The following is an 11,707-nucleotide window of genomic DNA, read 5'->3' as shown; positions in this document are numbered from 1 at the left end:
TCTCCTCTCGTAAACTCTCCGCCGTGCAGCTGAATTCCGTGATCTCGAAGGCGTGGAGCGAACTCACGACCGAGGAGGTCTACGCGTTCGCGCGGCTGCGGACCGACGTGTTCCTGCGCGAGCAGCGGGTCGACGACGAGGAGCTCGACGGCCGCGATCTGGAGCCGACGACGCGGCACTGGTGGATCGCCGACGAGCGCGGCACGGCCGCCTACCTCCGCACCCTCCGGGACGAGCGGCCCGAGCACCGCGACGCCCACCGAGTGATCGGGCGGGTGGTGACCCGGGCCGACCGGCGGGGCGAGGGCCTCGCCCACCGGCTGGTGAGCGCGGTCCTGGAGCGACACGGGGACGAGCCGCTCCTGCTCCACGCGCAGTCGTACATCGCGGGTCTCTACGCGCGGTCGGGCTTCGAGCCGTTCGGCGACGAGTTCGACGAGGCGGGCATCCCGCACATCGGCATGTACCGGAGCGCCTCAGCCGCCGCCGAGCCGTCCCTCCCTACTGTGGAGGGATGAGCAGGGCCACGGACGTCGAGCGCAGCACGGGCGCCGTCCTGTCCGAGCGGGACCGCCGCGTCCTCGAGTTCGAGGGTGAGTGGACGGCCCGCGCCGGGGACAAGGACGACGCGATCCGCGAGAGGTTCGGCCTCTCGGTCGCCCGCTACTATCAGGTGCTCAGCGCGGTTCTGGCCTCACCGGCCGCCCTCGCGCACGACCCGATGCTCGTCAAGCGGCTGCAGCGCATCCGCGACGGGCGCGCCGGCGCCCGCGCCGCGCGCCGCCTCGGGCGCCCCGAGTAGACGAGCTGCTCGGGCCCACGAACGGAAGGCCGGCCGTACCGACGATGACCACCACCGCTCCGAAGGACCGCTTCGACGAGATCCCGGCCACCGAGGGCCGCGTCGGCGCCCACCGTCGCCCGCCCGCCCCGCACGCCCGGGCCGTCGCCCTGGCCTGGGCGGCGCTGGCGACCGGAGTGATCGTGCTGCTCGGGTTCATCGGACTGCTGGTGATCGACAACCGAGTGCAGTTCAACGACGTCTTCACGCCGCCGACCGGCATCGCCGAGACGGAGGCGACCCCCGCGGTCACCCCGACGGTCGACCCGGCCCTCGCGATCGCGGTCCTGAACGGGACGGCGACGGCGGGCCTCGCCGCGAACGCCGGGGACGCGCTGGCCGCTGCGGGCTGGAGCGTGCCCACGGTCGCGAACGCGAACACCGAGGACGAGGCGGCCACCACCGTCTACTACACCGACCCGCGACTCGAGGGAGCGGCGCTCGGCGTCGTCCAGTCGCTCGGCGTCGGGACGATCGTCCTGACCGCGGACTTCGTCGAGACCGGCGCCGTCGTCGTCGTGCTCGGCTCGGACTACCCGACGCCGTAGCGAGAGGCCGCGAGCACCCCCGGATCACGGTCGTCGAGCCGCTCTCCGGGGGTGCTCTGTTTCCGGCACGTTTAATTCATGTTGAATCCCGGACAACTCTTTCCCCCGGGCGCTTTCCGCCCCATTCCGGGCCGAAACGCTGGCTTATGCTCCCTAGTCAGGCACCTGCGCATCGCTCGTGTCGCAGGCAGCACAGCACTTTGGGAGTGAGAGATGGCGAACGGAACCGTCAAGTGGTTCAACTCTGAGAAGGGCTACGGCTTCATCACGGTCGACGGCGGCGGACAGGACGTGTTCGTCCACTACTCCGCCATCGACATGTCGGGATACAAGGTCCTCGAAGAGGGCCAGCACGTCGCGTTCGAGGTCGGCACCGGGTCCAAGGGTCCGCAGGCCGAATCGGTGCGCGTGGTCTGAGGCCCCCGCCCTGCCTGGAGCCGTCGTCCGCCTCGTGCGGACGGCGGCTCCTCGCGTTGCGCCAGGCGCCGACGTCACTTGCACTCCTCCCGGGTGAGTGCCAGAATCGCTGTTGGCACTCGCTCCAGTCGAGTGCCAACGACGGAATTCCCCTGACGTCCGGGAGGGACGAAGAACACACATGGCCAAGATCATTGCTTTTGACGAAGAAGCCCGCCGCGGCCTCGAGCGTGGACTCAACACCCTGGCCGATGCGGTCAAGGTGACCCTCGGCCCGCGCGGCCGCAACGTCGTGCTCGAGAAGAAGTGGGGCGCCCCCACCATCACGAACGACGGCGTCTCGATCGCCAAGGAGATCGAGCTCGACGAGCCGTACGAGAAGATCGGCGCCGAGCTCGTCAAGGAGGTCGCCAAGAAGACCGACGACGTCGCCGGCGACGGCACCACCACCGCGACCGTCCTCGCTCAGGCGCTCGTCCGCGAGGGCCTGCGCAACGTCGCGGCCGGCGCCGACCCGATCAGCCTGAAGAAGGGCATCGAGAAGGCCGTCAAGGCCGTCACCGCCGAGCTCGTCGCCGGTGCCAAGGCGATCGAGACCAAGGAGGAGATCGCGGCCACGGCCTCCATCTCCGCCGCGGACCCCGAGATCGGCGCGATCATCGCCGAGGCGATCGACAAGGTCGGCAAGGAGGGCGTCGTCACCGTCGAGGAGTCGAACACCTTCGGCACCGAGCTCGAGCTGACCGAGGGCATGCGCTTCGACAAGGGCTACCTGTCGCAGTACTTCGTCACGGACCCCGACCGCCAGGAGGCCGTGTTCGAGGACCCGTACATCCTGATCGTCAACTCCAAGGTCTCGAATATCAAGGACCTCCTCCCCGTCGTCGACAAGGTGATCCAGGCGGGCAAGCAGCTGCTGATCATCGCCGAGGACGTCGACGGCGAGGCGCTGGCGACCCTGGTCGTCAACAAGATCCGCGGCATCTTCAAGTCGGTCGCCGTCAAGGCCCCCGGCTTCGGCGACCGTCGCAAGGCGCAGCTCCAGGACATCGCGATCCTCACCGGCGGCCAGGTCATCTCCGAGGAGGTCGGCCTCAAGCTCGAGAACGTCACCCTCGACCTGCTCGGCTCGGCCCGCAAGGTCGTCATCACCAAGGACGAGACCACGATCGTCGAGGGTGCCGGCGACGCCGAGGCCATCGCCGGTCGCGTCGCGCAGATCCGCGGCGAGATCGAGAACACCGACAGCGACTACGACCGCGAGAAGCTCCAGGAGCGCCTCGCGAAGCTCGCCGGTGGTGTCGCGGTCATCAAGGCCGGAGCTGCGACCGAGGTCGAGCTCAAGGAGCGCAAGCACCGCATCGAGGACGCCGTCCGCAACGCGAAGGCCGCCGTCGAGGAGGGCATCGTCGCCGGTGGTGGCGTCGCCCTCATCCAGGCCGGCAAGCTCGCCTTCGAGAAGCTCGAGCTGGTCGGAGACGAGGCGACCGGAGCGAACATCGTCCGCGTCGCCATCGACGCCCCGCTCAAGCAGATCGCCCTGAACGCGGGCCTCGAGCCCGGCGTCGTCGCCGCCAAGGTCCGCGAGCTGCAGACCGGTTGGGGCCTCAACGCCGCGACCGGCGAGTACGTCGACCTGATCGCCGCCGGCATCATCGACCCGGTCAAGGTCACGCGCTCCGCTCTGCAGAACGCCGCCTCGATCGCCGGTCTGTTCCTCACCACGGAGGCCGTCGTCGCCGACAAGCCCGAGCGGAACCCCGTCGCCGCAGGCGGAGACCCCACGGGTGGCATGGACTTCTAGTCCGACCCGCACCACGTAGAAGGCGGTTCCCCTCCGGGGGAGCCGCCTTCGGCGTTTCCGGGGCGGCGTCCTCGGTCCGCAGGCGGTCGAGGACGCCGCCGGCGGGTCAGAACGCGAACAGCCGCGCGTTGGCCTCCTCGGTCTCGGCGTACTGCTGGCCCGCGGTGCCGAGCGCGAGCGCGATCGACTCCAGGCCCTCGTCGACCTGCCCCTGCGTGGTCCGCCAGAGGCCGACCACTCCCTGGAACGCGGCCGAGGCCTGCCCCGTCCACGAGCTCTCGAGGCCGGTGAGCAGGCCGAGCATGCCGGCCACCTCGGCGCGGATGCGGTCCGCGGAGCCGTGGATCGAGCCGGTCGCGGTGCTGATCGCGTCGATGTCGGTCTGGAAGTGGGTCATGTCAGGTCCTCTCACTCGTCCGCGCCGTTCGGCGCGTGGGAGAGAACCTAGGGCGGACAGCGTCGGCCGCGCGGGCCGTCAGGCCGCAGCTGGGGACGGATCGCCGTCCGGGTCGACGGTGAGGAGAGGCAGGGCGACCCGGAAGGTGGCGCCGCCGCCCGGAGTCTCGACGACGTCGACGCGGCCCTTGTGCGCCGCGACGATGGAGGAGACGATCGCGAGCCCCAGTCCGCTGCCACCGGTCTCGCGGGTGCGCGAGGTGTCGGCGCGCCAGAAGCGCTGGAAGATCTTCTCCCGGATCTGCGGCGGGATGCCCTCGCCGTGGTCGATGACCTCGAGGAACGCCAGTCGTCGCGCGCGGTCGACGGCGACGCCGACCTCGATCGGGGTGTCCTCCGGCGTGTAGCGGACGGCGTTGCCGATCAGGTTGGTCAGCACCTGGCGGATCTTGTTCTCCTCCGCCATCACCAGCGCCGGGACGCCGACCTGCTCGGGCTCGGGGGCGGTGCCCGCCGCGAGGTCCTCCGCCGGGACACGGCGCGGGCGGCGGCGGAAGCGCGCCAGGCGTGCGCCGGCCGCCGCGATCGGTCCGGTGAGCCCGGCGGCGGCCGGAACCTCCATGGTCTGGGTCGCGGTGCCGGACGGCTCGTCCATCTCGAGCGCGGGCGTCTCGACAGGGGTGTCGTCGCGGGTCTCGACTCCGAAGTCGCGGTCCGGCCAGGAGGCCATGGCGTCCATCGCGGCGTCGCGGGCGAGCGGCATCAGGTCGACGGGGGAGAGGGCCAGCGGCTTGGTCTCGTCGAGGCGGGCGAGCTCGAGGAGGTCCTCGACGAGGCCGCCCATCCGGATCGCCTCCTTCTCGATGCGCTCCATCGCCTGGCCGACCGCCTCGGGCGTCTGCAGCGCGCCCATCCGGTAGAGCTCGGCGTAGCCGCGGACGGAGACGAGGGGGGTGCGCAGCTCGTGGCTCGCGTCGCCGACGAAGCGGCGCATCTGGTCGATGGTGCGGGCGCGGTCGCGGAAGGCGCTGTCGATGCGCACCAGCATCGCGTTCAGCGAGCGGTTGAGGCGGCCGACCTCGGTGTTGGGCGTGGTGCCGTCCAGGCGCTGGCTGAAGTCGCCGTCGGCGATCGCGGCGGCGGTCTGCTCCACCTGGCGCAGGGGAGCGAACGTCGTGGTGACCAGCAGCCGCGTCAGCATCGCGCCGATGACCACGATCGCGACGCCGAACCCGAGGAAGATCGTCAGGTAGATCGTCATGATGTTGTCGATGTCGCGCGTCGACGTGGCGAGCAGCAGCGTCTGGTAGTCGTTCCCGCGGGAGTACACCGTCGAGACGGCGTGGTACTCGATCCGGTCGTTGACGCTCATCAGCGCCTTCGGCTCGCTGGAGGCGCTCAGGGCGTCCTCGATCGAGTAGCGCGAGGGGAAGGCGGGGTCGGTGCCCTGCCCGGCGTTCGAGTAGACGAGATTCCCCGAGGAGTCGTACACGGCGCCGTAGTAGTCGTCCGACTCGGAGAACTGCGAGACGCCCTGCGCGGAGAGGTCGGTCGCCACCTTCTGCACCTTGTCGGCCAGCTGCGCGTCGAGCTGAGCGACGAGCTGCGGTTTCAGCATCGTCATCGTGCCGATGCCGGAGACCAGCAGGCCGAGCGTCAGCAGGAGGACGGTGACGGCCGTGATCTTCGTGCGCAGCGAGATGGAGTTCCACCGCTCGGCCAGACCCTGGTGCATGGCGGTGGAACTCCCTCGAGATCGTGCGGGCGCCCGCCCCCTCACGGGGCCGGCGCCGGGGCGGCGGAGGTCAGACCTTCGCGACCTTCAGCATGTATCCGAATCCTCGCTTGGTCTGGATGAGCGATTCCTCCGAATGCGTGTCGAGCTTACGTCGCAGGTACGAGATGTAGGACTCGACGATGCCCGCATCGCCGTTGAAGTCGTACTCCCAGACGTGATCGAGGATCTGCGCCTTGCTGAGCACCCGGTTGGGGTTGAGCATCAGGTAGCGCAGCAGCTTGAACTCGGTCGGGCTGAGCTCGACCGGCTCGTCGCCGACGAGGACCTCGTGGGTGTCCTGGTCCATCGTGAGCTCGCCGGCGCGGATGACCGCGTCCTCCTCGGCGTGCATCGTGCGGCGGAGGATCGCCTTGATGCGCGCCACGATCTCGTCGAGGCTGAACGGCTTGGTGACGTAGTCGTCGCCGCCGACGGTGAGACCGGTGATCTTGTCCTCGGTGTCGTCCTTCGCCGTGAGGAAGAGGATCGGCGAGGTGTAGCCGGCCGAGCGCAGGCGCTTGGTGACGCCGAAGCCGTTCATGTCCGGCAGCATCACGTCGAGGATGATGAGGTCCGGCTCCTCCTCGAGGACTGCGGAGATCGCCTGGGCGCCGTTGCCCACCGCGCGCACGGCGAAGCCGGCGAAGCGGAGGCTCGTGGTGAGCAGGTCGCGGATGTTGGGCTCGTCGTCGACGATGAGAATGCGGGGTCCGTCCATGCGGACAGTATCTGCGCGTGGCCTGGATGAAGTCTGGGAGTCGCGTGACCGGTTGCTCGTCGAGGGCTCGGCGCAGGCGGAGAGGTCTCCTCTAGGAGGAGCGGCGGCGGCGGACGCCGACCACGAGCATCGCGATCATCATCAGGAAGGCGATCGGCAGGCCGACCAGGGGCAGGGCGAGGACGAACTGCCAGAGGCTCCCGCTGTAGTCGCGGACGCCCATCATCGGCGCGACGAGGACGGCGATGAACGCGATGACGGTCACGACGATGATCGCGACGAACATGTAGGCGAGGACGCGCTCCGCGCGTCCGATGCCCGCGGGCTGCTGTGGCTTCACGGGTCAAGGATAGGGCGGGTGCCGTCCTCTAAACTGATGGCTGCTTCATTTCCAGGAGGGGTTCTGCATGCCTACCGGCAAGGTCAAGTTCTACGACGAGGAGAAGGGCTTCGGCTTCATCAGCACTGATGACGGCCAGGAGGTCTTCCTGCACGCTTCCGCGCTGCCCTCCGGGACCGCGGTCAAGGCCGGCACCCGTCTCGAGTTCGGCATCGCCGACGGCAAGCGCGGTGCGCAGGCCCTCTCGGCCCGGATCATCGACACCCCGCCCAGCATGGTCAAGCTCAGCCGCAAGTCGGCCGACGACATGTCCGTGATCGTCGAGGACACGGTCAAGCTGCTCGACGGCATCGGCACCGGCCTCAAGCGCGGCCGCTACCCCGACAAGGCCCACGGGCGCACGATCGCGACGCTGCTGCGCCGGGTCGCGGACGAGCTCGATGCCTGACGCCGGCGAGACGACCGGCGATCCGTCGCCCGAGACCGACGAGACTCCGGACACCGGGTCCGAGGCCCCGACCGAGGGATCCGCGGGCTCAGCGGACTCGTCGGGCGGCGTCACGGCGTCGCCCGCTCCCGTGGTGGCCGTCTGGAGCGACGAGATCGACGAGGAGGACGAGGACGACTCCGACGAGGACTCCGACTCCGACTCCGACGACGGAGGAGAGCCGGACGCCGGGTCCGCAGCGTCCGCCGGAGAGCCGGAGCCCGCGCCCGTGTACGAGCTCGACGCCGTCCTCGCCGGCTCGGAGGACCGTGCGCGCGAGGCGCTCCTCGACATCACGACCGCCGACACGGTCGGCGACCTGGTCGCGACGCTCGCCCAGGGCGAGCACGTGGTCTCGCTGCAGTTCACGAATCTGATGCGCGGCTACCCGGGCTGGCTCTGGACGGCGACGCTGTCGAGGATCGACGAGTCCGAGGACGTCAACGTCCTCGAGGTCGAGCTCCTGCCGGGCGAGGGCTCCGTGCTCGCGCCCGACTGGGTGCCGTGGTCGGTCCGGCTCGCGGACTACCGCGCGGCGCAGGACGCCAGCGGTGAGCGCGACGAGACCGAGGACGACGAGTACGACGACGACACCGTCGTCGACGGCGACGCGGCGGAGGCGGACGAGGACGAGATCCTCGACGACGACGAGGCCGACGACGACTCGGACGAGGACGACTCGGACGACGACGGCGACGACTCGGACGAGGACGACTCCGACGAGGACGACTCCGACGACGACGACTCCGACGACGACGACTCCGATGAGGACGACTCGGACGGCCAGGACTCCGGCACCGAGGACGGGTCGGTGGCCTCGGCCGCCGGACGACGCGGCGGCAGCGGTCGCGGACGACGGCGCCGCCGCCGGTGAGGACCCGGCCGAGCGGGGTCGCCCTCGCTCGGCCACGGCGCCGGCCGCGCGCACCGCGCGCGGACGTGGGTGGATCAGCGTCGGTTGCGGCTGTAGAACAGGCCGATCGTGCCGAGCACGACGCCGATCACGACGGTCGACAGGACGAGCGGCGGCACGGTCGCGCCGGCCGCCGCGGCGATCAGCACGCCGACGAGGGCGAGCACCCAGACGATGCAGCCCACGAGGAGCGCCGTCGCGTCGTCGGACGCGTAGGGCGGGGGAGCGGGGCGGCGCTCGTCCGGACGGAGCCAGAGCCTCATCCCTCGCCTCCCCGTTCCCCGGTCGCTCAGTCGGCCAGGCGCTCGATGACGTGGTCGATGCAGCCGAGCAGCGAGCGGACGTCGTCCGGCTCGATGGCGACGAAGGTCGCCACGCGCAGCTGGTTGCGGCCGAGCTTGCGGTACGGCTCCGTGTCGACGATGCCGTTCGCGCGCAGGACCTTCGCGATCAGCGCGGCGTCGACCGAGGCGTCGAAGTCGACGGTGGCGACGACCTGCGAGCGGTGCTCGGGCACCTCGACGAACGGGGTCGCGACCGGCGAGGCCTCGGCCCAGTCGTAGATCGCCGACGAGGACTCGAGGGTGCGCGCCGACGCCCAGGCCAGTCCGCCGCTCTCGTTCATCCACTGGAGCTGCGACTCCATCAGCAGCAGCGTGGAGAGGGCGGGGGTGTTCAGCGTCTGGTTCAGGCGCGAATTGTCGACGGCGTTCTGCAGGCTCAGGAACTCGGGGATGTAGCGGCCGCTCGCGGCGATCCGCTCGATCCGCTCGATTGCGGCCGGCGAGAAGAGGCCGAACCACAGGCCGCCGTCCGAGGCGAAGTTCTTCTGCGGAGCGAAGTAGTAGACGTCGGCCTCGGCCGCATCGAAGTCGATGCCGCCGGCGGCGCTGGTCGCGTCGATCACCGTGAGGGCGCCCTCATCGCCGTGCACGCGGCGGACCGGCGCCATGACGCCGGTGGAGGTCTCGTTGTGCGGCCAGGCGTAGACGTCGACGCCCTCGAGGATCTCGACCTCGCTGCGCGAGCCGGCCGGGGCCGAGACGACGTGCGCGGGCTCGAGGAACGGCGCGGAGGCCGCCTTCGCGAACTTCTGGCCGAACTCGCCGAAGGTGAGGTTCTCGGCGCGGCGGTCGATCAGCGAGAAGGCGGCCGCGTCCCAGAAGGCGGTGGAGCCGCCGTTGCCGAGCAGGACCTCGTAGCCCTCGGGGATGCGGAAGAGCGTCGCGAGGTGCTCGCGCACGGACCCGACCAGGTTCTTGACCGGGGCCTGCCGGTGCGAGGTGCCGAGGAGGTGCGCGCCCTGCGTCGCGAGGTGCGCGAGCTGGTCGTGCCGCACCTTGGACGGGCCGCAGCCGAACCGCCCGTCGTGGGGGAGGAGCTCGCGAGGAATGGTGACGTCCGGCATGCGTTAATACTAGGGTTCCCGGCCCGCCCCGCCTTCGACCATCGGAGGCCCTGCGCCCTGCCCCGTCGACGGAGACGGGACACGGTGCCCAGTAAGGTTGTGCGCGCTGAGACCGGAAGGCTGAGATGACGGATCTGATCGACACGACCGAGATGTACCTGCGCACCATCCTGGAGCTGGAGGAGGAGAACATCATCCCCCTGCGGGCCCGCATCTCCGAGCGGCTCAGCCACTCGGGTCCCACCGTCTCGCAGACCGTCGGCCGGATGGAGCGCGACGGCCTCGTCGTCGTCTCCGGCGACCGCCACCTCGAGCTGACCGGCGACGGACGCCGCAAGGCGATCCACGTCATGCGCAAGCACCGCCTCGCCGAGCGCCTCCTCCACGACGTCATCAAGCTCGACTGGGAGTTCGTGCACGAGGAGGCCTGCCGCTGGGAGCACGTGATGAGCGAGCAGGTGGAGCGCCGCCTCCTCGAGATGCTCGACCACCCCACCGAGTCGCCCTACGGCAACCCGATCCCGGGGCTCGACGAGCTGGGGGACACTCCGGCGTCGCGGTTCGCGGACGGCGTCATCAGCATCCCCCGCTTCGTCGCCGGCTCGGCCGAGCCGCAGCGCGGCACCGTGCGCCGGCTCGGCGAGCCCGCGCAGGTCGACCCGGAGCTGCTGCTGCAGCTCAAGCAGGCCGGTGTCGTCCCCGGGGCCGAGGGCGAGTTCTCGGCGCTCAACGGCTACGTGCTCGTGCGCATCGACGGCGCGGAGGCGGGCATCGAGCTGCCCAACGAGGTCGCTGCGCACATCTTCCTCGTCAGCTGAACGCCCGCTCCACGCGCACTAGCGCATCGAGGCTCGGGGCGGGACACGATCTCGTCTCCGGTTGGTGACAAATCGGTAACGGTCGCTTACGCTCTGTGGAGCCCCGCGCCCGAACCCCGGTCGTGAGGCGCGGGGTCCGACGTCCCTTCCCGTCTCGGACTCCGTGAACGCCGATGCTTCGCGCACGTGAGACGGGACAGCTGCCTGGGCTGGCGGGACGTCGGAGGTCCTCCCCCTTGCCCCAGAACCCCACCATTCCTTCCGGTTCCCCCGACCGGTTCCGCTCCACCCACCCGGACAGCCCCCGCAACGCGTCCTCCTTCGAGAACCGGCCGCCGGTGATCCGCGCCCGCTACACCGACGAGGCGCCCGTCGCCCGCCGGGCCGTGCCGTCGGCGCCGTCCCGCCGGGCCGACGTCACCGACTTCGTCCCGACGCCCGCCGGCTCGCCGCGCAAGCGCAGCCGCGGCCGCACGATCGGCAAGGTCGCCATCGTCGGATTCGCCGGAGCGCTCGTCGCGACGATGGCACTGCCGGCCTACGCCTTCTCGCCCGGCACCGAGAGCGACGGGCTGTTCGCCGCCTCGCAGGCCGACCTTCTGCGCCAGGGCGACGCGCAGACCGTCGCCGTCGCCGGGGGAGTGGTCCAGGCCGCGATCGCCCGCGACGGCTTCACCGCCGAGGCCGCGCCGCCGCCGCCCGAGCCGGAGCCGGTCGTCGAGCCCGTCGTCGACACCAGCGACGTCGCCGAGGCCCGCGCCGAGACAGCCGAGAGCTTCAACTCCTACGAGGGCGCCTCGGCCAGCGAGCTCGCGGCGAGTGCGCCGAGCACGAGCTACAGCCTCTCCGCCGTGTTCGACACGGCGCTGCAGTACCAGGGCGTGCCCTACGTCTTCGGCGGCGCGGACCCCAGCGGCTTCGACTGCTCCGGCCTCGTCATGTACGTCTTCGCGCAGTACGGCATCTCGATGCCGCACTCGGCGGCCGGCCAGGCGGCGATGGGCACGCAGATCCCGGTGTCCGAGGCGCAGCCCGGCGACCTGGTGATCATGCCCGGTCACGACGGCTTCTACGCGGGCAACGGCAACATCCTGCACGCGCCGTACGAGGGCGCGAGCGTCCGCGTGCAGCCGATCTGGACGACCGACTACACGATCGTCCGCATCTCCGGCTGACGACGACCGCGAGCACCGGCCGAGAGCCCGTCCCCTCACCGGGGCGGGCTCTTCCGCGTTCCCAT

Annotated in this window: 15 protein-coding genes; 9 read left to right on the top strand and 6 right to left on the bottom strand. The window is 70.7% G+C overall.

What is annotated here, in order from left to right; translation table 11 throughout:
• Window positions 1–23: 23 nt before the first annotated feature.
• The 5 genes from EDF43_RS05990 (at window position 24) to groL (ending at window position 3,610) form a co-directional block, all read left to right on the top strand.
• On the top strand, window positions 24–518 hold the full coding sequence (locus EDF43_RS05990) for a GNAT family N-acetyltransferase (RefSeq protein ID WP_243582848.1): 495 nt from the start codon (window positions 24–26) through the stop codon (window positions 516–518).
• The gene (locus EDF43_RS05985; protein WP_123445166.1) at window positions 515–802 is read left to right on the top strand and encodes a DUF3263 domain-containing protein; all 288 of its coding nucleotides are present in this window, start codon (window positions 515–517) and stop codon (window positions 800–802) included. Before EDF43_RS05990 ends, EDF43_RS05985 begins: the two co-directional genes overlap by 4 nt.
• A gap of 44 nt (window positions 803–846) precedes the next feature.
• A complete protein-coding gene (locus tag EDF43_RS05980) occupies window positions 847–1,389 on the top strand; it encodes a LytR C-terminal domain-containing protein (RefSeq protein WP_132435956.1) in 543 nt (180 codons plus the stop codon).
• Window positions 1,390–1,602: 213 nt separating this feature from the next.
• Window positions 1,603–1,806: a cold-shock protein gene (locus EDF43_RS05975; protein ID WP_123445168.1), complete on the top strand. Its 204-nt coding sequence runs from the start codon at window positions 1,603–1,605 to the stop codon at window positions 1,804–1,806.
• Window positions 1,807–1,987: 181 nt separating this feature from the next.
• Window positions 1,988–3,610 (top strand): chaperonin GroEL, encoded by a 1,623-nt coding sequence (gene groL / locus EDF43_RS05970; RefSeq protein ID WP_123702372.1) that lies wholly within the window; start codon window positions 1,988–1,990, stop codon window positions 3,608–3,610.
• A 106-nt stretch (window positions 3,611–3,716) separates the two neighbouring features.
• On the opposite strand, the gene EDF43_RS05965 is transcribed toward groL, so the two are convergent.
• The 4 genes from EDF43_RS05965 to EDF43_RS05950 form a co-directional block, all read right to left on the bottom strand.
• Window positions 3,717–4,007 (bottom strand): WXG100 family type VII secretion target, encoded by a 291-nt coding sequence (locus tag EDF43_RS05965; protein ID WP_132435955.1) that lies wholly within the window; start codon window positions 4,005–4,007, stop codon window positions 3,717–3,719.
• A 78-nt stretch (window positions 4,008–4,085) separates the two neighbouring features.
• Window positions 4,086–5,741 carry a HAMP domain-containing sensor histidine kinase gene (locus EDF43_RS05960; protein WP_132435954.1) on the bottom strand — a complete coding sequence of 552 codons (1,656 nt, stop codon included), beginning with the start codon at window positions 5,739–5,741 and terminating at the stop codon, window positions 4,086–4,088.
• 70 nt (window positions 5,742–5,811) lie between these two features.
• Entirely contained in the window at window positions 5,812–6,501 is a 690-nt protein-coding gene (locus EDF43_RS05955; protein WP_085475163.1) for a response regulator transcription factor, read from the bottom strand.
• Between the two features lie 91 nt (window positions 6,502–6,592).
• Window positions 6,593–6,841, bottom strand: coding sequence for a hypothetical protein (locus EDF43_RS05950; protein ID WP_243582849.1), 249 nt, complete (start codon window positions 6,839–6,841; stop codon window positions 6,593–6,595).
• A gap of 67 nt (window positions 6,842–6,908) precedes the next feature.
• Between EDF43_RS05950 and EDF43_RS05945 the strand changes: the two genes are divergently transcribed.
• Together EDF43_RS05945 and EDF43_RS05940 are read left to right on the top strand one after the other, a co-directional pair.
• On the top strand, window positions 6,909–7,289 hold the full coding sequence (locus tag EDF43_RS05945) for a cold shock domain-containing protein (RefSeq protein WP_123445172.1): 381 nt from the start codon (window positions 6,909–6,911) through the stop codon (window positions 7,287–7,289).
• Window positions 7,282–8,202 (top strand): DUF3027 domain-containing protein, encoded by a 921-nt coding sequence (locus tag EDF43_RS05940; RefSeq protein ID WP_207901637.1) that lies wholly within the window; start codon window positions 7,282–7,284, stop codon window positions 8,200–8,202. The genes EDF43_RS05945 and EDF43_RS05940 overlap by 8 nt, the downstream gene beginning before the upstream one ends.
• A gap of 74 nt (window positions 8,203–8,276) precedes the next feature.
• Here EDF43_RS05940 and EDF43_RS05935 read toward each other — a convergent pair whose 3' ends face one another.
• On the bottom strand, window positions 8,277–8,504 hold the full coding sequence (locus EDF43_RS05935) for a DUF2530 domain-containing protein (RefSeq protein WP_123702378.1): 228 nt from the start codon (window positions 8,502–8,504) through the stop codon (window positions 8,277–8,279).
• Between the two features lie 26 nt (window positions 8,505–8,530).
• Window positions 8,531–9,649 (bottom strand): phosphoserine transaminase, encoded by a 1,119-nt coding sequence (gene serC, locus EDF43_RS05930; protein ID WP_132435953.1) that lies wholly within the window; start codon window positions 9,647–9,649, stop codon window positions 8,531–8,533.
• A gap of 125 nt (window positions 9,650–9,774) precedes the next feature.
• Here serC and EDF43_RS05925 point away from each other — a divergent pair, with 125 nt between their 5' ends.
• The gene (locus tag EDF43_RS05925; protein WP_123445176.1) at window positions 9,775–10,467 is read left to right on the top strand and encodes a metal-dependent transcriptional regulator; all 693 of its coding nucleotides are present in this window, start codon (window positions 9,775–9,777) and stop codon (window positions 10,465–10,467) included.
• Window positions 10,468–10,703: 236 nt separating this feature from the next.
• Window positions 10,704–11,642 carry a C40 family peptidase gene (locus EDF43_RS05920; RefSeq protein WP_243582851.1) on the top strand — a complete coding sequence of 313 codons (939 nt, stop codon included), beginning with the start codon at window positions 10,704–10,706 and terminating at the stop codon, window positions 11,640–11,642.
• Window positions 11,643–11,707 lie beyond the last annotated feature (65 nt).

It is taken from the genome of Rathayibacter sp. PhB179 (genome assembly GCF_004345345.1).
Lineage (GTDB): Bacteria > Actinomycetota > Actinomycetes > Actinomycetales > Microbacteriaceae > Rathayibacter > Rathayibacter festucae.
The sequence above is the reverse complement of the archived record's forward strand: the minus strand, read 5'-3'. Positions and strand labels throughout refer to the sequence as shown.

Bases quoted from the DNA above. Each gene is read 5' to 3' on its own strand.
- EDF43_RS05985 (WP_123445166.1), top strand. From the start codon at position 515: ATGAGCAGGGCCACGGACGTCGAGCGCAGCACGGGCGCCGTCCTGTCC.
- EDF43_RS05980 (WP_132435956.1), top strand. From the start codon at position 847: ATGACCACCACCGCTCCGAAGGACCGCTTCGACGAGATCCCGGCCACC.
- EDF43_RS05975 (WP_123445168.1), top strand. From the start codon at position 1,603: ATGGCGAACGGAACCGTCAAGTGGTTCAACTCTGAGAAGGGCTACGGC.
- groL (WP_123702372.1), top strand. From the start codon at position 1,988: ATGGCCAAGATCATTGCTTTTGACGAAGAAGCCCGCCGCGGCCTCGAG.
- EDF43_RS05965 (WP_132435955.1), bottom strand. From the start codon at position 4,007: ATGACCCACTTCCAGACCGACATCGACGCGATCAGCACCGCGACCGGC.
- EDF43_RS05960 (WP_132435954.1), bottom strand. From the start codon at position 5,741: ATGCACCAGGGTCTGGCCGAGCGGTGGAACTCCATCTCGCTGCGCACG.
- EDF43_RS05955 (WP_085475163.1), bottom strand. From the start codon at position 6,501: ATGGACGGACCCCGCATTCTCATCGTCGACGACGAGCCCAACATCCGC.
- EDF43_RS05945 (WP_123445172.1), top strand. From the start codon at position 6,909: ATGCCTACCGGCAAGGTCAAGTTCTACGACGAGGAGAAGGGCTTCGGC.
- EDF43_RS05940 (WP_207901637.1), top strand. From the start codon at position 7,282: ATGCCTGACGCCGGCGAGACGACCGGCGATCCGTCGCCCGAGACCGAC.
- EDF43_RS05935 (WP_123702378.1), bottom strand. From the start codon at position 8,504: ATGAGGCTCTGGCTCCGTCCGGACGAGCGCCGCCCCGCTCCCCCGCCC.
- serC (WP_132435953.1), bottom strand. From the start codon at position 9,649: ATGCCGGACGTCACCATTCCTCGCGAGCTCCTCCCCCACGACGGGCGG.
- EDF43_RS05925 (WP_123445176.1), top strand. From the start codon at position 9,775: ATGACGGATCTGATCGACACGACCGAGATGTACCTGCGCACCATCCTG.